Annotated in this window: 16 protein-coding genes and 2 riboswitches; of the genes, 14 read left to right on the top strand and 2 right to left on the bottom strand. The window is 64.2% G+C overall.

Annotation, left to right across the window (positions count from 1 at the left end; all coding sequences use genetic code 11):
- Positions 1-19 precede the first annotated feature (19 nt).
- Positions 20-679, bottom strand: coding sequence for a cob(I)yrinic acid a,c-diamide adenosyltransferase (gene cobO / locus ACS5RD_RS09935; protein ID WP_054007263.1), 660 nt, complete (start codon positions 677-679; stop codon positions 20-22).
- Between the two features lie 39 nt (positions 680-718).
- A riboswitch (cobalamin riboswitch) is annotated at positions 719-919 on the top strand.
- Between the two features lie 84 nt (positions 920-1,003).
- Between cobO and ACS5RD_RS09940 the strand changes: the two genes are divergently transcribed.
- From ACS5RD_RS09940 to cobJ, 7 genes are read left to right on the top strand one after another with little or no spacing between them, the layout of a single operon-like run.
- On the top strand, positions 1,004-1,369 hold the full coding sequence (locus tag ACS5RD_RS09940; protein ID WP_489931053.1) for a DUF1636 family protein: 366 nt from the start codon (positions 1,004-1,006) through the stop codon (positions 1,367-1,369).
- Positions 1,362-2,396, top strand: a complete 1,035-nt coding sequence (gene cobW, locus ACS5RD_RS09945) for a cobalamin biosynthesis protein CobW (protein ID WP_489931054.1) — start codon at positions 1,362-1,364, stop codon at positions 2,394-2,396. Before ACS5RD_RS09940 ends, cobW begins: the two co-directional genes overlap by 8 nt.
- Before the next feature lie 3 nt (positions 2,397-2,399).
- A complete protein-coding gene (gene cobN / locus ACS5RD_RS09950) occupies positions 2,400-5,648 on the top strand; it encodes a cobaltochelatase subunit CobN (RefSeq protein ID WP_489931055.1) in 3,249 nt (1,082 codons plus the stop codon).
- Positions 5,645-6,820: a precorrin-3B synthase gene (cobG, locus tag ACS5RD_RS09955; RefSeq protein WP_489931056.1), complete on the top strand. Its 1,176-nt coding sequence runs from the start codon at positions 5,645-5,647 to the stop codon at positions 6,818-6,820. The genes cobN and cobG overlap by 4 nt, the downstream gene beginning before the upstream one ends.
- Positions 6,820-7,449 carry a precorrin-8X methylmutase gene (locus tag ACS5RD_RS09960; protein ID WP_054007258.1) on the top strand — a complete coding sequence of 210 codons (630 nt, stop codon included), beginning with the start codon at positions 6,820-6,822 and terminating at the stop codon, positions 7,447-7,449. Before cobG ends, ACS5RD_RS09960 begins: the two co-directional genes overlap by 1 nt.
- On the top strand, positions 7,450-8,187 hold the full coding sequence (locus tag ACS5RD_RS09965) for a precorrin-2 C(20)-methyltransferase (RefSeq protein ID WP_489931057.1): 738 nt from the start codon (positions 7,450-7,452) through the stop codon (positions 8,185-8,187). It begins immediately after the preceding gene.
- Positions 8,184-8,915 carry a precorrin-3B C(17)-methyltransferase gene (gene cobJ / locus ACS5RD_RS09970; RefSeq protein WP_489931058.1) on the top strand — a complete coding sequence of 244 codons (732 nt, stop codon included), beginning with the start codon at positions 8,184-8,186 and terminating at the stop codon, positions 8,913-8,915. The genes ACS5RD_RS09965 and cobJ overlap by 4 nt, the downstream gene beginning before the upstream one ends.
- Here the strand turns inward: cobJ and ACS5RD_RS09975 are convergent.
- Complete coding sequence (locus ACS5RD_RS09975) at positions 8,894-9,634, bottom strand: cobalt-precorrin-6A reductase (protein ID WP_489931059.1); 741 nt, start codon at positions 9,632-9,634, stop codon at positions 8,894-8,896. The genes cobJ and ACS5RD_RS09975 overlap by 22 nt on opposite strands.
- On the opposite strand from ACS5RD_RS09975, the gene cbiE reads away from it, so the two are divergent.
- The 7 genes from cbiE to ACS5RD_RS10010 all read left to right on the top strand — a co-directional run bounded on the left by cbiE (position 9,633) and on the right by ACS5RD_RS10010 (position 14,798).
- Complete coding sequence (cbiE, locus tag ACS5RD_RS09980) at positions 9,633-10,811, top strand: precorrin-6y C5,15-methyltransferase (decarboxylating) subunit CbiE (RefSeq protein ID WP_489931060.1); 1,179 nt, start codon at positions 9,633-9,635, stop codon at positions 10,809-10,811. The genes ACS5RD_RS09975 and cbiE overlap by 2 nt on opposite strands.
- Entirely contained in the window at positions 10,808-11,173 is a 366-nt protein-coding gene (locus tag ACS5RD_RS09985) for a cobalamin biosynthesis protein (protein WP_489931061.1), read from the top strand. The genes cbiE and ACS5RD_RS09985 overlap by 4 nt, the downstream gene beginning before the upstream one ends.
- The gene (gene cobM, locus ACS5RD_RS09990) at positions 11,170-11,952 is read left to right on the top strand and encodes a precorrin-4 C(11)-methyltransferase (protein ID WP_489931062.1); all 783 of its coding nucleotides are present in this window, start codon (positions 11,170-11,172) and stop codon (positions 11,950-11,952) included. The genes ACS5RD_RS09985 and cobM overlap by 4 nt, the downstream gene beginning before the upstream one ends.
- On the top strand, positions 11,949-13,271 hold the full coding sequence (locus ACS5RD_RS09995) for a cobyrinic acid a,c-diamide synthase CobB (protein WP_489931063.1): 1,323 nt from the start codon (positions 11,949-11,951) through the stop codon (positions 13,269-13,271). Before cobM ends, ACS5RD_RS09995 begins: the two co-directional genes overlap by 4 nt.
- Positions 13,268-13,990 carry a uroporphyrinogen-III C-methyltransferase gene (cobA, locus tag ACS5RD_RS10000; RefSeq protein ID WP_054007250.1) on the top strand — a complete coding sequence of 241 codons (723 nt, stop codon included), beginning with the start codon at positions 13,268-13,270 and terminating at the stop codon, positions 13,988-13,990. Before ACS5RD_RS09995 ends, cobA begins: the two co-directional genes overlap by 4 nt.
- On the top strand, positions 13,987-14,295 hold the full coding sequence (locus ACS5RD_RS10005) for a DUF1636 family protein (RefSeq protein WP_489931064.1): 309 nt from the start codon (positions 13,987-13,989) through the stop codon (positions 14,293-14,295). The genes cobA and ACS5RD_RS10005 overlap by 4 nt, the downstream gene beginning before the upstream one ends.
- A 73-nt stretch (positions 14,296-14,368) precedes the next feature.
- Positions 14,369-14,598, top strand: a riboswitch (cobalamin riboswitch).
- Positions 14,599-14,630: 32 nt separating this feature from the next.
- The gene (locus ACS5RD_RS10010; RefSeq protein ID WP_489931065.1) at positions 14,631-14,798 is read left to right on the top strand and encodes a CbtB domain-containing protein; all 168 of its coding nucleotides are present in this window, start codon (positions 14,631-14,633) and stop codon (positions 14,796-14,798) included.
- The last annotated feature ends 1 nt before the right edge of the window (position 14,799 follow it).

Below are 14,799 nucleotides of genomic sequence, written 5' to 3' on the forward strand. Positions count from 1 at the left end.
GTTCAGCAGGCGCAACACATCAAAACTCCACCCCCGGCTGCGCCTTGATGCCGGATCGGAACGGATGCTTGATCAACGTCATCTCTGTCACCAGATCGGCGGCCTCAATCAATTCGGGTTTCGCGTTGCGCCCGGTCATCACCACATGCGTCAAGGGCGGTTTTTCAGCGGCAAGAAATGCCAGCACCTCGACGATATCGAGGTAATCATAGCGCAAGGCGATGTTGATCTCATCCAGCAGCACAAGACGGTTGCTGGGATCGCGGATCAACTCTTTCGCCTTCTCCCATCCCTTAGCCGCCATCGCGATATCGCGAGCGCGGTCCTGAGTTTCCCAAGTGAAGCCTTCGCCCATGGCGTGGAACTCGCACAGATCGGCGAAATGCGTCTCGATGATCCGCCGCTCGCCGGTATCCCAGGCGCCCTTGATGAACTGCACCACCGCACAGGGCATCTCATGCGCAATGCAGCGCAGAATCATCCCGAATCCGCTGGAGGATTTACCCTTGCCCGCCCCGGTATGCACGATCAGCAGGCCTTTATCCCCGGCCTTGCCCGCCATGATCTTATCCCGCGCGGCCTTCTTCTTGGCCATCTTGCGTGCGTGGCGGGCGTTTTCGTCACCCGAAGTGTCGGTATCGGGGGTCGCTTCAATCACGGGCAGCTCTGGGTCGGCCATCAGGTGTTTTCCGTTGCTTGACAAGGGAGGCGGTTGTGCCGCAGGTGGGCATGCGCTGGTTCCTGTTTATGACAGGCGAAGAGGGAATGCGAAAGGGGGCGACCCCGAAAGCTGCCGCCCCCGCGACCGTGACCGGAGAGGTTGCCCGAGGCCACTGGAGCAATCCGGGAAGGCGGGCCACCGTGGGGGGCAACCTCTGTATCCGCAAGCCGGGAGACCTGCCAGCGCGCGACTGAACGGGCGAACGGGGTGTTTCGCAACCAGCAGGCAAGGCCCCTTGGCCGTGCCTTTCTGGCCATCCCATCGCTCAATTTGGATAGGCCGATGACCGTAACGCTGCATGTCTGCACCACCTGTAAGGCCGGAGAGGTCGTAGAAGACGGTGAAGCGCTGCCGGGGGCGCGGCTGCATGCGGCCTTGTTGGCGGGCGACATTCCCGAGGGTCTGCGCATCGTCGGCGTCCCCTGTCTGTCCGCCTGCAATTCTGGTGCAGCGGTGGCGCTTTCAGCCCCCGGACGCTGGTCCTATGTCTATGGCCGTCTAACCGAGGCCGATGCACCTGATATTCTTCTCGGTGCCGCCGCCTATCTCGCCGCCCCCGATGGTATCGTGCCGTGGCGTGCGCGCCCGGTAATTTTCCGCAAGCAAAGCCTTGCCCGTATTCCCCCTTTGGAGCTTCCCGATGTCTGATCTTGCAAAAATCCCCGTTACTGTGATCACCGGCTTTCTGGGCGCGGGCAAAACCACGCTGATCCGCCATTTGATGCAGAACCCGCAGGGCAAGCGCTTGGCGATCTTGGTCAATGAGTTCGGCACCGTTGGCGTCGATGGCGACATTCTGAAATCCTGCGCCGATGCGAACTGCCCGGTGGAGAACATCGTCGAGCTGGCCAATGGCTGCATCTGCTGCACCGTCGCCGATGATTTCATCCCGACGATCGAGGCTTTGATGGCGCTGCCCGTGCGCCCCGATCACATCATCATTGAGACCTCGGGGCTGGCGCTGCCGAAACCGTTGTTGAAGGCTTTCGACTGGCCCGCGATCCGCTCTAAAATCACCGTTGATGGCGTGATCGCCTTGGCCGATGCCGAGGCGGTCGCCGCTGGCCGTTTCGCGCCTAATGTAGAGGCGGTGGATGCGCAACGCGCCGCTGATCCCTCCCTTGATCACGAAACCCCGCTGTCCGAGGTGTTTGAGGATCAAATCGCCTGCGCCGACATTATCCTGATGTCAAAGGCCGATCTGGCGGGGGAAGCTGGCCTTGCCGCTGCCCGCGCCGTAATCATGGCGGAATCTCCGCGCTCGATCCCGATCTTGTCGATGTCCGAAGGCATCATTGACCCCGCTTTGATCCTTGGCCTGAACGCAAAGGCCGAGGATGATCTCGCCGCGCGTCCCTCGCATCACGATGGTCATGATGATCACGAGCATGACGATTTCGACACCGTGGTGATTGATCTGCCCGAGATCAGTGATGTTGATGCGCTGGTGGCCGCGATCCAGCGCCTTGCGACCGAGCAACACATCCTACGCGTCAAAGGCTATGTCGCTGTCACCGGCAAGCCGATGCGCCTGCTGGTTCAGGCGGTGGGCGCGCGGGTGCGGCATCAGTTTGACCGCCCGTGGGGGGGCAGTCCGCGCCAAGGTCAGCTCGTGGTGATCGCCGAGCATCACCACGTTGATCTGGCCGCGATCCGCAGCGTGCTGGGGGCCTGAACCATGCATGTCGTCTTCCGCGAAAGCCATGGGCTGGAGGATACACAAACCCCGTTCGATCTGGGTCAGACCCCGGCCGAACTGGTGGTTTTGTCGTTTTCCGACAGTGACCTAGGGGCTTTCGCGGCGGGCTGGCATCGTGCGGCACAAAGCGGAGCGGGTACCAAGCTGCCCACTCTGCGCCTCGCCAATTTGGTCGCCCTACAGCACCCAATGTCGGTCGATACCTACGTCCAGCAAACCCTGCCGGGCGTCAAAGGCATCCTCGTCCGGCTGATTGGCGGCGAGAATTACTGGCCCTACGGGTTGATGCAGTTGCAAGACCTCGCCCGTCGTCAGGGCATCGCCTTGGCCGTCCTGCCCGCCGATGGCCGTGAGGATAAGACGCTCGACGCCCATTCCACCCTGCCCATCAGCACCCTGCGCCGCCTCTCGGCCCTGTGCGATGCCGGAGGCGCGGTCGCCGCCCAAGCCGCTTTGGCACAGCTTGCCCTTGCCGCTGGCCTCTACGCAGGCCCAGTGATGGGTGACAAAACCGTCCCCGATTGCGGCTGGTATGACCCCGATCTTGGCGTGATCCCTCAGCCCGCTGCTACAGGCCATGCCATCGCCATCACCTTCTACCGCAGCTACGTCACCGCCGCCGACACCGACCCCGTCGATGCCCTGATCCGCGCCTTCCGTGTGCGTGGCTTTGTAGCCTACGGCCTGTTCGCCCCTTCGCTGAAAGCCACCGGAGCCGACGCTTTCCTGCGCGCCGCCCTAGCCCATCTGAACCCCGCCGCCATCGTCAACGCCACCGCCTTCTCCGCCCGTGGCAGTGACGGCACCACCCCCCTAGACGCAACTGGCTGCCCCGTCTTCCAAGTCGCCCTCTCCACCGCCCGCAAGCGCGACTGGAGCGCTTCCGAGCGTGGCCTCTCCCCCGCCGACCTCGCCATGCACGTTGTCCTGCCCGAAGTCGATGGCCGCATCTTTGTGGGCGTGGTCAGCTTCAAATCGCCGGGAAAACGCGACCCCGATCTGCAATTCTCGCGCTTCGCCCACCGCGCCGATCCTATGCGCATCAATGCCGTGGTGGACCGCATCCTCGGCTGGCAACACCTTGCCACCACGCCTGCGCCGCAGCGCAAACTGGCAGTGATCCTGTCCACCTATCCCGGCCGTCCCGACCAGATTGCCCATGCCGTTGGCCTTGATGCCCTCGCCAGCACCGAGGCCCTGACCACGGCCCTAGCCGCCGCAGGCTACGCAGTTCAGCCCGCCGAAAACCTCGCCCAAGCCCTGACCACCGAAACCCTGACATGGCCGCTCGACGCCTACAAAACCGCCCTCACCAGCCTGCCAGAACCCCTCCAAGCCGCTCTCGGCGCGGCATGGGGCGCACCTGAATCCGACCCCGCCGCCCACAACGGCCACTTCCACTTCGCCGCCACCCTTGCAGGCCAAGCCCTGATCGCCCTGCAACCCGAACGCGGCACCGTGACCAGCCGCGAAACCGACTACCACGACCTATCCCGCACCCCGCGTCACGCCTATGTCGCCTTTTACCTCTGGCTGCGCGCGCAAAACCTACACGCCCTGATCCACATCGGCGCACATGGCACGCTGGAATGGCTGCCGGGGAAATCGGTGGCCCTGTCCACCGAGTGCTGGCCCGAAGCCCTGACCGGACCGCTGCCCGTGGTCTATCCGTTCATCGTCAACGACCCCGGCGAGGCCGCGGCAGCCAAGCGCCGTATCGGGGCTGTCACGTTAGGCCATGTCCCACCGCCTTTGGCGCAAAGTGCCACCCCCGAGAACCTGCTGCGCCTTGAACGCCTGCTCGACGAATACTCCACCGCCGACGGCCTAGACCCGTCCCGCCGCAACCGCCTGATCGCTACCATTCGGGATGAGGCACAAGCCTCGGGGGTTGAGGCTGACCTTGGCCTGGACCAAACCGCCAGTCCCGCCGAGGCGATCACGCGTATTGATCGGTTCGTATGCGATATCAAAGAAAGCCAGTTCGGCGACGGCCTGCATGTCTATGGCCAAGCCCCCGGGGAAACCGAGGGTCTGCTGACCGCGCTTGCAGGCAAGCGCGTCAACGCTGGGCCCGCGGGCAGCCCATGGCGGGGCCGCAGCGATGTGCTGCCTACAGGCCGCAACCTTTATTCTGTGGACCCCCGCGCTGTGCCTTCGCGCGCCGCCCATGCCCAAGGCGTCAAGCTGGCCGAAGAACTGCTGCGCCGCCATCTGCAAGACAAGGGTGACTGGCCGAAGGGGCTGGTGATCGACCTTTGGGGATCGGCCACCATGCGCACAGCCGGGGAAGAACTGGCGATGGCGATGCATCTCGCGGGGCTTGCGCCGAAATGGGATGACGGATCAGAACGGGTGTCCGGCTTTGAAATCCTGCCCCTCGCGCTGCTGGATCGCCCTCGCATCGACGTGACTTTGCGCGTGTCCGGCCTGTTCCGTGACGTGTTCGGCGGGTTGTCCCAACTATTCGACGCCGGGGCCGCAGCTTTGTCACAACGCGACGAAGCCGCCGACATGAACCCCTACATCACCGCTGGTCCCCGTGTGTTCGGCCCGAAACCGGGGCTTTACGGTATGGGGATGGAGCCTGCGTTAGAGGATTACACCCCCGAAGGACGTGCTGCGGCAGGTGAGGCTTGGCTGTCAGGCTCGGATTGGACCGTTGATGCCAAAGGCCAAACCCAGCACAACCGGGCCGCTTTGGAAGACCGCCTGCGGGCCGCTGACGGTTATGCCCATGTGCAGGATCTGGTGGAAACCGACATCCTTCTGGCCCCCGATTATGCCGCCCATGAGGGCGGTTTCGCCGCCGCCATGGCCGCGATCGGAGCCGCCGAGCCTGCGCTTTACCACATCGACGCCACCCGCCCCGATGCCCCGAAAGCCCGGCTTGTCGCCGAGGAAATCGGTCGCGTGGTGCGCGCCCGCGCCGCCAATCCAGATTGGGCGAGCGGCATGATGCGGCATGGCTTCCGGGGGGCGGCAGAGGTCACGGCGACGCTGGACAACCTTGCCGCCTACGCGCATCTGACCCGCAGCGTGCCCGCGCATCTCTTTGATTTGTATCACGAAGCCACTTTGGGCCGTGCCGATCTGGTGGCCTTTATGGCAGCGGAAAACCCTGCTGCCCTCGCCGCGCTGCGTGCGCGGTTTCAGGCGTTGCAGGATGCAGGCCTGTGGATCACGCGCCGCAATTCCATCGCGGCCATGATGGGGGCAGGGGAATGAGCACGCCCGTCATCCAAGGTTGGTGCCCCGGAGCCTTGCGCCCGATGCAATCCGGCGATGGCTTGGTCGTCCGTGTCCGCCCCCGTGCGGGCCGTCTAACCCCCGATCAAGCGCGCGGCATTGCCCAGCTTGCAGCGCTTCACGGCAACGGGCTGATTGATCTGTCCAACCGCGCCAACCTGCAACTGCGCGGCGTCACCGAAGCCAGCCATCCCGCCCTGATCGACGGCCTGCGCGGGCTCGATTTGATCGACACCGATGCGACCGATGAGGCCCGCCGCAACATTATCGTCTCGCCGTTTTGGACGGAGGGGGATGGCTCGCAAGAGATCGCTGCGGCGTTGGCCCAAGCACTTAGCGCTCAAGATGCGCCCAGTTTGCCGGGCAAGTTTGGTTTTTCGATTGATCTTGCCAAGTCTTCCACCATCCGAACAGCCCCCGTTGATATTCGCATCGAGTGGCACCTGTCTGGCTGGTTGGTGCGCGGCGAAAGCTTCGTCACTGGCGCAATGGTCGATACTCCAGAAGCAGCGGCAACCGCCGCACTAGAATTGGCGCGCTGGTTTGTGGACAGTGGCGGGGTCGAAGGCGGGCGCGGAAGAATGGTTCGGCTTTGGCAAAATGAACCTCGAAATACCCGGCATGATCGCCTGCCCCTGCGGTTTAGGGAAGGCAGCGATGCAATGCTTGGGAACGCCCCGCCTCCCAAACCGGGGGCATTCGCGCAAGGCCAACTGGTCGGCTTTGAGTTTGGCCAGATGCAGGCCGAAACCCTCGCCCAGCTTGGCGACCTAGGCCCTCTACGCGTCACACCTTGGCGGATGCTGCTGATCGAAGGGCTGACCGAGGCCCCGCAAATCCCCGGTCTGATCACCCGCGCCGATGATCCGATGTTGCGGGTGATCGCCTGTACCGGTGCCCCCGGTTGCCTGCAAGCCCATGCCGCCACCCGCCCGCTCGCCCGCGCTTTGGCCCCTAAACTCATCGAAACCCTGCATGTCTCTGGCTGCGCCAAAGGCTGTGCCCACCCGACCGCAGCGCCCCTGACCCTGACGGCCACCCCCACAGGCTTCTCCCTGATCCGCAACGGCACCGCCTCTGGCACTCCGCTGCGCGAAGGGCTATCCGCCGATGACCTCACCGAAACCAATATCCTGAACGAGTTCCCCTGATGCCGCACAGCTACATCACCGATGGCGCCGAGATTTACCGCCGTTCCTTCGCGATGATCCGCGCCGAGGCCGATCTCGCCCGATTTACGCCCGAAGAAGAAATCGTCGCGGTGCGGATGATCCATGCCGCCGGAATGGTTGGGCTTGAGGCGCATATCGAATTTTCCCAAGGCATGGCGATTGCGGCGCGGGCTGCGCTGGAAGCAGGTGCGCCGATCCTATGTGATGCGCGGATGGTGTCCGAAGGCGTCACAAGGGGCCGGATGCCTGCGGGCAATCAGGTGATTTGCACGCTGCATGACCCTGCGGTGATCGCTTTGGCGAAGGAAATGGCCAATACCCGCTCCGCCGCCGCCTTGGAGCTTTGGCGTCCCCACCTCGCTGGGGCCGTTGTTGCCATCGGCAATGCCCCCACTGCCCTGTTCCACCTTCTGAACATGCTGGAAGACCCCGCTTGCCCGCGCCCTGCCGCGATCATCGGCTGCCCGGTCGGTTTCATCGGGGCGGCGGAATCGAAAGCGGCATTGATGGAGGTGCTTCCGGTGCCGTCGCTGATCGTGCGCGGACGGCTGGGCGGCTCGGCGATCACCGTGGCCGCGATCAACGCGCTTGCAAGCCGGGTGGAGTGAATGGGCAAGATCATCTGCACAGGCCTTGGCCCCGGCGACCCCGATCTGATATCGGTGAAATCTGACCGATTGATCCGGGCGGCAGCGCATGTCGCCTATTTCCGCAAGGCGGGGCGGGCAGGCCAAGCGCGGCAGATCGTGCAGGGGATGCTGGCATCGGGTGTTGTCGAATATGCGATGGAATACCCTGTCACCACGGAAATGCCGTTCGACAGCCCGGAGTATAACGATGCTTTGGCGCAGTTTTATGATGATTGGGCCAACTGTTTGGCACAGGTCGCGACGACCGCCGATGTGATCGTGCTCTGCGAAGGCGATCCGTTCTTCTACGGCTCTTTCATGCACCTGCACACCCGCTTGCAAGGCCGCGCCGAGGTCGAGGTGATCCCTGGCATCACGGGTATGACAGGCTGCTGGAACGCCGTTGGCACCCCCTTTACTTGGGGCGATGATGTGTTGTCGGTGTTGATGGCGACGCTGCCCGAGGCCGATCTGATCACCCATATGCAGCGCTCTGACGCGATGGTGATTATGAAAACTGGCCGCAATCTGCCGAAAGTGCGCGCCGCGTTGGAGCACGCCGGGCGGCTGAACGATGCATGGCTGGTTGAACGCGGCACCATGCCGACCCAACGCATCGCCCGGCTGTCCGAAGTCGATGTCACCGATTGCCCGTATTTCGCCATCGTGCTGGTCCACGGCCAAGGCCGCCGCCCGGAAATTGGCGGTGTCGAATGAGCGGTTGGCTGGCAGTCGCGGGCCTTGGCCCCGGCGCGGAAAACATGGTGACGCCAGAGGTCCGCGCCGCTTTGGCCGAGGCCACCGATGTGATCGGTTATTTCCCCTATGTCGCCCGTATCGCCCCGCGCCCCGGCCTGAACTTGCATGGCTCGGACAACCGGGTTGAAATTGACCGCGCCGATCATGCCCTGCGCCTTGCGTCCGAGGGGGCAAAGGTGGTGATCGTCTCCTCCGGCGATCCCGGCGTCTTCGCAATGGCCTCGGCTTTGTTTGAAGCGTTGGAAAATCGACCCGACCTGCACCATTTGGATATCCGCATCCTCCCCGGCATCACCGCCATGCTTGCCGCCGCCGCCCATGCCGGCGCGCCCTTGGGTCACGATTTCTGCGCGATCAACCTTTCCGATAACCTCAAACCATGGCCCCTCGTCGAACATCGCGTCCGCCTCGCGGCCCAAGCCGATTTCGCGATGGGCTTCTACAACCCGCGCTCCGCCAGCCGTCCGCACCAATTCGCTCGCGCCTTAGAAATCCTGCGCGAGGAATGTGGCCCCGACCGCCTGATCACCTTCGCTCGCGCAGTGTCCACCCCGGAAGAACGCATCCAGACCGTCACCCTCGCCGAAGCCACGCCCGAAATGGCCGATATGCGCACGGTTGTGATCGTCGGAAATTCCGCCACCCGCCGGGTTGGCCGCTTCGTTTACACACCGCGTTCCGCATGAGACAGCCAAGCCATCACCTCGGCCACCGAGCCCACCATGCGCCGCGCGGGCAGGGCCGGGCGGTCGATCAGGATCACCGGAAGGCCCAAAGCGCGGGCGGCGATCAGCTTAGCCTCTGCCCCCGCGCCACCTGCATTCTTGGCAACGATATGGCTGATATTATGCTGCATCAGCAGCGCCTTATCGCCCTCTACCTCAAACGGCCCGCGCGCCAGAACCACGGTGCAGTCGGGCAAGGGCGGCGTATCGGGCGCATCGACCAGCCGCAGCAGATAGTGGTGCGGCTTGGCGGCGAAGCCAGCCAAATTCTGCTTGCCGATCGCCAAGAAAACCCGCGCCGGGGCGTCTGGCAGGGCTGCAACAGCCGCCTCCATGCTACCCACATGAGTCCAACGGTCGCCTACCCCCGCCACCCAAGGCTTGCGCTCCAGCCCCAGCAATGGCACTCCAGCCTGCGCACAAGCCTCCATCGCGTTGCGGCTTATCTGCGCGGCAAAGGGGTGCGTGGCGTCGATCACGGCGCCAATCCGTTCAGCGCGCAGATAGTCCACCAGCCCCGCCACGCCGCCAAAGCCGCCGACCCGCATCGGCAGGGGCTGCGCCACCGGGCTATCGGTGCGCCCGGCGTAAGAGAACACCGCATCCTGCCCCGCAGCAGCCATGGCCCGCGCCAACAGGCTGGCCTCGGTGGTGCCGCCCAGCAGAAGGATGCGAGTCATGGGTAAGCCTTGGGTTGCGATCATCGGTCTGGGTGAGGATGGCTTGGCGGGCCTATCGGATGCAAGCCGTGAAGCTTTGGCGCGGGCTGAAATCATCTTCGGTGGCCCGCGTCATTTGGCCTTAGTGGCGGCAGGCGATAAGGGCCGTGCTTGGCCGATCCCGTTTTCGGTGGCCCCCGTTCTGGCCCACAAGGGGCAAAACGTGGCCGTGCTCGCCTCGGGTGATCCGTTCTGGTTCGGCGCGGGCAGCAGCCTGACCGCCCAGCTTTCCCGCGACGAATGGCAAGCCTTCCCTGCGCCCTCGACCTTCCAGCTTGCCGCTGCGCAAATCGGCTGGCAGATGGAGGAAATCACCTGCCACGGCCTGCACGCCGCTCCCTTTGCCCGCCTGCGCCCCGCGCTGACCAAAGGCGCGCGGGCGATCTGCCTGCTGCGCGACGGCGACGCGCCGCAAGCCCTTTCGGCATGGCTGATCGAACAAGGCTTTGACGCCAAGCTGAGCATTCTGGAATCCCTCGGCGGCCCCAATCAGCGCATCCGCCAGACCACCGCCGCCGCTATTGCGCTGACCGACATCACTGCCCCGGTCGCCGTCGCCATCGAGATCACTGCAGGCAAGGGTCTATCGCGTGCCTTTGGCCTCGACGACGCCCTGTTCGCCCATGACGGCCAGATCACCAAACGCCCGGTGCGCGCGCTGACGCTCTCTGCCCTCGCGCCCCGCGCAGGTGAATTGCTGTGGGACATTGGCGCAGGCTCCGGCTCGATCTCGGTCGAATGGTGCTTGGCGGGGGGGCGCGCGCTGTCGTTTGAACTCCGTGCCGACCGCGCCATCAACATCCGCACCAATGCCGCCAGTTTCGGAATAGACCACCGGCTGGCCTGCATCGAAGGCCCGGCAGCCGAAACCCTCTCCGGGCATCCGCTGCCTGATGCCGTCTTTGTCGGCGGCGGTGGCAATGCGGCGCTTTACGATCAACTTTGGCACATCCTGCCCGCAGGCGCCCGCATTGTCGCCAATGGCGTCACCTTGGAAACCGAAAGCCTGCTGGCACAGCAACACGCTCAACGCGGCGGCACGCTTCTGCGCATTGACCTAGCCACGGCCGCCCCTTTAGGCCGGATGCGTGGCTGGGATGCCACCCGCCCGGTCGTGCAGTGGAGCGTCACAAGATGATCGTTGCAGGCATAGGCTTTCGCAAAGGTGCCAGGATCGACAGCCTGCGCGATGCTCTGCGCGCTGCAGGGGGCGAAAAGGCGCAGGCTCTCGCCACCGCCGAGGACAAAGCTGACTCCCCTGTCATCCAAGCCCTTGCCGCTGAAATGGCCCTGCCCCTGCACGCAGTTCCCTTGGAAAGCCTGCAAAACCAAGCCACCCTCACCCAATCCGCCCGCGTCCAAGCCCACTACGGCACTGGCAGCCTTGCCGAAGCCGCAGCGCTTGCCGACGCTGGCCCCGGCGCACGGCTTTTAGGCCCCCGCGTCACATCCCAAGACGGCAAGGCCACCGCAGCCCTTGCCGAAAGGAGCCCCATATGACCATCCATTTCATCGGCGCAGGCCCAGGTGCGCCCGATCTGATCACCCTGCGTGGCCGTGATCTGATCGCCTCCAGCCCAGTCTGCCTTTATGCCGGATCGCTGGTGCCGCAAGCGCTGCTGGCGCATTGTCCGCCCGGTGCCAAGATCATCAACACCGCCCCCTTGTCGCTGGATGAGATCATAGCCGAACTCGCCGCCGCCCATGCCGCAGGCCAAGATGTCGCCCGCCTGCATTCAGGCGATCTGTCGGTCTGGTCGGCGATGGGCGAACAACTCCGCCGCCTGCGCGCCCTGAATATCCCCTATGACGTGACCCCCGGTGTGCCCTCCTTCGCCGCCGCCGCCGCAGCTTTAGCCACCGAATTGACCCTGCCGGGCCTGACCCAATCGGTGGTTCTGACCCGCACCTCTGGCCGCGCCACCGCGATGCCAGACCGCGAGAATCTGCCCGCCTTCGCCGCCACCGGGGCCACCCTCGCCATCCATCTGTCCGTGCATGTGCTTGAAAAGGTTGTCGCAGATCTGACGCCGCACTACGGACCCGATTGCCCCGTCGCCGTGGTCTGGCGCGCAACTTGGCCGGATGAGCGTATCGTCCGCGCGACACTTGCCACTCTGCAAACCGCCATTGGCGCGGAAATGGAGCGCACGGCGCTGATCCTTGTCGGCCCCGCTTTGGCCGCCGAAAGCTTCGAGGAAAGCCGCCTCTACGCCGGGGATTACGACCGCCGCTTCCGCTCCGTCGGCACCGAACCCCGCTTCCCGGACGCCAAATGAATCCCCCCGGCCTCCTGATTTCCGCCCCCGCCTCGGGCACCGGCAAGACCACGCTGATGCTGGGTCTGCTCGCCGCCTTTCGGGCGCAGGGGCTTAACGTACAGCCGTTCAAATCCGGCCCCGACTACATCGACCCCGCCTTTCACGCCGCAGCCTCGGGCCGCGCTTCGGTCAATCTGGACAGTTGGGCGATGACCCCGACGCGGATCGCAGGGCTGGCTTCGGTAGCGGCAGACGCCGATCTGATCCTCGCCGAAGGCTCGATGGGCCTGTTCGATGGCGTTGCCAAACCGGGGGAATTCGGCTCTGGGGCTAGCGCCGATATCGCGGTGATGATGGGGTGGCCGGTGGTGCTGGTGCTGGATGTCTCGGGCCAAGCGCAATCCGCCGCTGCCGTCGCCATCGGTTTCGCCAAAATGCGCCCCGAGATGCCCTTCGCCGGGGTCGTCTTAAACCGCGTCGCCTCACCGCGCCACGAAGCCCTGGTCCGCGCAGGGATGGAGGCGGCGGGTATCCCGGTGCTGGGCGCGCTGCCGCGTCGCGCCTCAATCGCACTGCCCGAGCGGCATTTGGGCCTCGTGCAGGCCGAAGAACAGCCGCATCTGCAAGCCCTGTTGGCCGAAGCTGGGGCGTTCATTGCCGAACACCTCAACCTCGACACCCTGCGCGCCGCCGCCCGTGGCCATCTGCCGCCCGCGCAACCGCTGAAAATCATCCCGCCCGCCAACCGCATCGCCTTGGCTCGCGATGCCGCGTTTTCTTTCGTCTATCCGCATCTTCTGGCCGGATGGCGCGCGGCGGGGGCCACGATCCTGCCATTCTCGCCGTTGGCTGACGAAGCACCTGATCCCAGTGCTGAAACCTGCTGGCTGCCCGGCGGCTACCCCGAACTTCATGCCGGAAAACTCGCTGCCAACGCGTATTTCCGCCAATCCCTGCAAACCTTCGCCCAGACCAAACCGGTGCATGGTGAGTGCGGCGGCTATATGGCGATGGGTGCGGGCCTGATCGACGCGCAAGGTGAGCGCCATAAAATGACCGGGCTTCTGGGGCTAGAGACCAGCTTTGCTAAACGCCGGATGCATCTGGGCTACCGCCTAGCCCAAACACACGCACCACTGGCTGGCCATCCGGCCAATACCCGCCTGCGCGGCCATGAGTTTCACTATGCCACCATCCTTGCCCAGCCCGATGCGGCCCTTGCGCATGTCACCGATGCGACCGATACCATGGTGCCTGAAACCGGCTCGCTCCGCATCCAATCGGGTGGCGGGCAATCCTCGGGCACCTTCTTTCATTTGATCGCAGAGGCGACATGACTGGCTTTGTTTCCTTCGTATCCTCCGGTCCCGGCGACCCGGATCTGCTGACGGTCAAGGCCGTGCAGCGCTTGGCCGCCGCCGAAGTCGTGCTGTTTGACGATCTGTCTTCCGGCCCGATCCTTGGCCATGCCGCGCAAGCCGATCTGATCGCGGTCGGCAAAAGGGCAGGGCGACCCTCGCCGAAACAAGATCACGTCAGCCGCCTGCTGGTCGATCACGCTTTGGCAGGCCAGCGCGTCGTGCGGCTGAAATCCGGCGATTGCGGTATGTTTGGGCGTTTGGAGGAGGAAATCGTCGCGCTGCAAGCTGCTGGCATTGCTTACGAAATCATCCCCGGTGTCACCTCTGCCTCTGCCGCCGCGGCCGCCGCTGGCATCCCGTTGACCCGCCGCCTCACCGCGCGGCGCGTGCAGTTCATCACCGGGGCGGATGTGACCGGAAGCTTGCCGGAAAGCACCAATATGGCCGCCCTCGCCGACCCGATGGCAACCACCGTTGTCTATATGGGCCGCCGCACCTTCGCCGATCTGGCGAGCCGCTTGATCGCCCATGGTCTGCCCGCTGACACGCCCGCGCTGCTGGCTGAAGCCGTCTCAACCCCCGATCAACAAATCACCCGCCACACCATCGCCAGCCTCGCCGCGCATCTGCAAACCGCGCAAAGCCCGCATCCAGCGCTGATCTTCTACGGCCCCTTGGCCGAGTTCCCGGCATGAGGCTTTACGTCTGCACCCTATGCCAGTTGGGCCGTGAGGGCTTTGCGAACACCTTGCGCGCAGCCCTGCCCACCGACGTCGAAGTGCTTGAAATCGAATGTATGTCCGGCTGCACCCGCGATCAGACCATCGCCTTTCGGGCGGATGGTAAAACCGCCTATCTGTTTGGCGACATCACAGCCGCTGATCTGCTCGAGCTTGAAAATTTCGCCCGCCTCTATGCCGCCTCGCCAGACGGCAATTTCGCCGATGCCCGTGTATTGGGAAATCTGCGCACGAAGGCCATCGCGCGCATTCCCGGCTAGGCCATTCGCATCAAAGTGTCGGCGTTGCGCCTTCAAAAGCCGTATTTCCGCTTGACCCAAACCGGGGCTTAGGCGACTGATGAAGGGGCATGGTGTTCTAAAAACGCAAAGCGTCTGAACTGAAACGAGAATGAGGAATGGGTGGACCAATCGGCACCCCAAGCCTCAGCCGCCCCCGCGACTGTATGCGGTGAGCGGCCTTCCGAAATGCCACTGGCTGACGGCTGAAAAGCCTCAAGCTGGGAAGGCGGAAGGTCGCTAAGACCCGCGAGCCAGGAGACCGGCCGTGCAAAGAAACGCTAAACACCGTCGGGTGTGACGGTATGGAGAGTAAAATGACCACGAAGACCCTCGCTTCCAGCAAAGCCACCGCACTGATGTCAGTGCTTTTTGTTGCTATGATTGGCGCCTCGACCGTGTTTCTGACCGGTTTTGCTCATTCGCAAACCCTACATGACGCAGCACATGATGTGCGTCACGCTTCTGGCTTCCCCTGCCACTGAA

This window comes from Cypionkella sp. PAMC25878 (genome assembly GCF_058135695.1).

Coding starts and splice junctions, on each gene's coding strand:
- ACS5RD_RS09940 (WP_489931053.1), top strand. CDS start 1,004: ATGACCGTAACGCTGCATGTCTGCACCACCTGTAAGGCCGGAGAGGTC.
- cobJ (WP_489931058.1), top strand. CDS start 8,184: ATGAGCGGTTGGCTGGCAGTCGCGGGCCTTGGCCCCGGCGCGGAAAAC.
- cobW (WP_489931054.1), top strand. CDS start 1,362: ATGTCTGATCTTGCAAAAATCCCCGTTACTGTGATCACCGGCTTTCTG.
- ACS5RD_RS09985 (WP_489931061.1), top strand. CDS start 10,808: ATGATCGTTGCAGGCATAGGCTTTCGCAAAGGTGCCAGGATCGACAGC.
- cbiE (WP_489931060.1), top strand. CDS start 9,633: ATGGGTAAGCCTTGGGTTGCGATCATCGGTCTGGGTGAGGATGGCTTG.
- cobN (WP_489931055.1), top strand. CDS start 2,400: ATGCATGTCGTCTTCCGCGAAAGCCATGGGCTGGAGGATACACAAACC.
- ACS5RD_RS10010 (WP_489931065.1), top strand. CDS start 14,631: ATGACCACGAAGACCCTCGCTTCCAGCAAAGCCACCGCACTGATGTCA.
- cobO (WP_054007263.1), bottom strand. CDS start 679: ATGGCCGACCCAGAGCTGCCCGTGATTGAAGCGACCCCCGATACCGAC.
- cobG (WP_489931056.1), top strand. CDS start 5,645: ATGAGCACGCCCGTCATCCAAGGTTGGTGCCCCGGAGCCTTGCGCCCG.
- cobA (WP_054007250.1), top strand. CDS start 13,268: ATGACTGGCTTTGTTTCCTTCGTATCCTCCGGTCCCGGCGACCCGGAT.
- ACS5RD_RS09960 (WP_054007258.1), top strand. CDS start 6,820: ATGCCGCACAGCTACATCACCGATGGCGCCGAGATTTACCGCCGTTCC.
- ACS5RD_RS09995 (WP_489931063.1), top strand. CDS start 11,949: ATGAATCCCCCCGGCCTCCTGATTTCCGCCCCCGCCTCGGGCACCGGC.
- ACS5RD_RS09965 (WP_489931057.1), top strand. CDS start 7,450: ATGGGCAAGATCATCTGCACAGGCCTTGGCCCCGGCGACCCCGATCTG.
- cobM (WP_489931062.1), top strand. CDS start 11,170: ATGACCATCCATTTCATCGGCGCAGGCCCAGGTGCGCCCGATCTGATC.
- ACS5RD_RS09975 (WP_489931059.1), bottom strand. CDS start 9,634: ATGACTCGCATCCTTCTGCTGGGCGGCACCACCGAGGCCAGCCTGTTG.
- ACS5RD_RS10005 (WP_489931064.1), top strand. CDS start 13,987: ATGAGGCTTTACGTCTGCACCCTATGCCAGTTGGGCCGTGAGGGCTTT.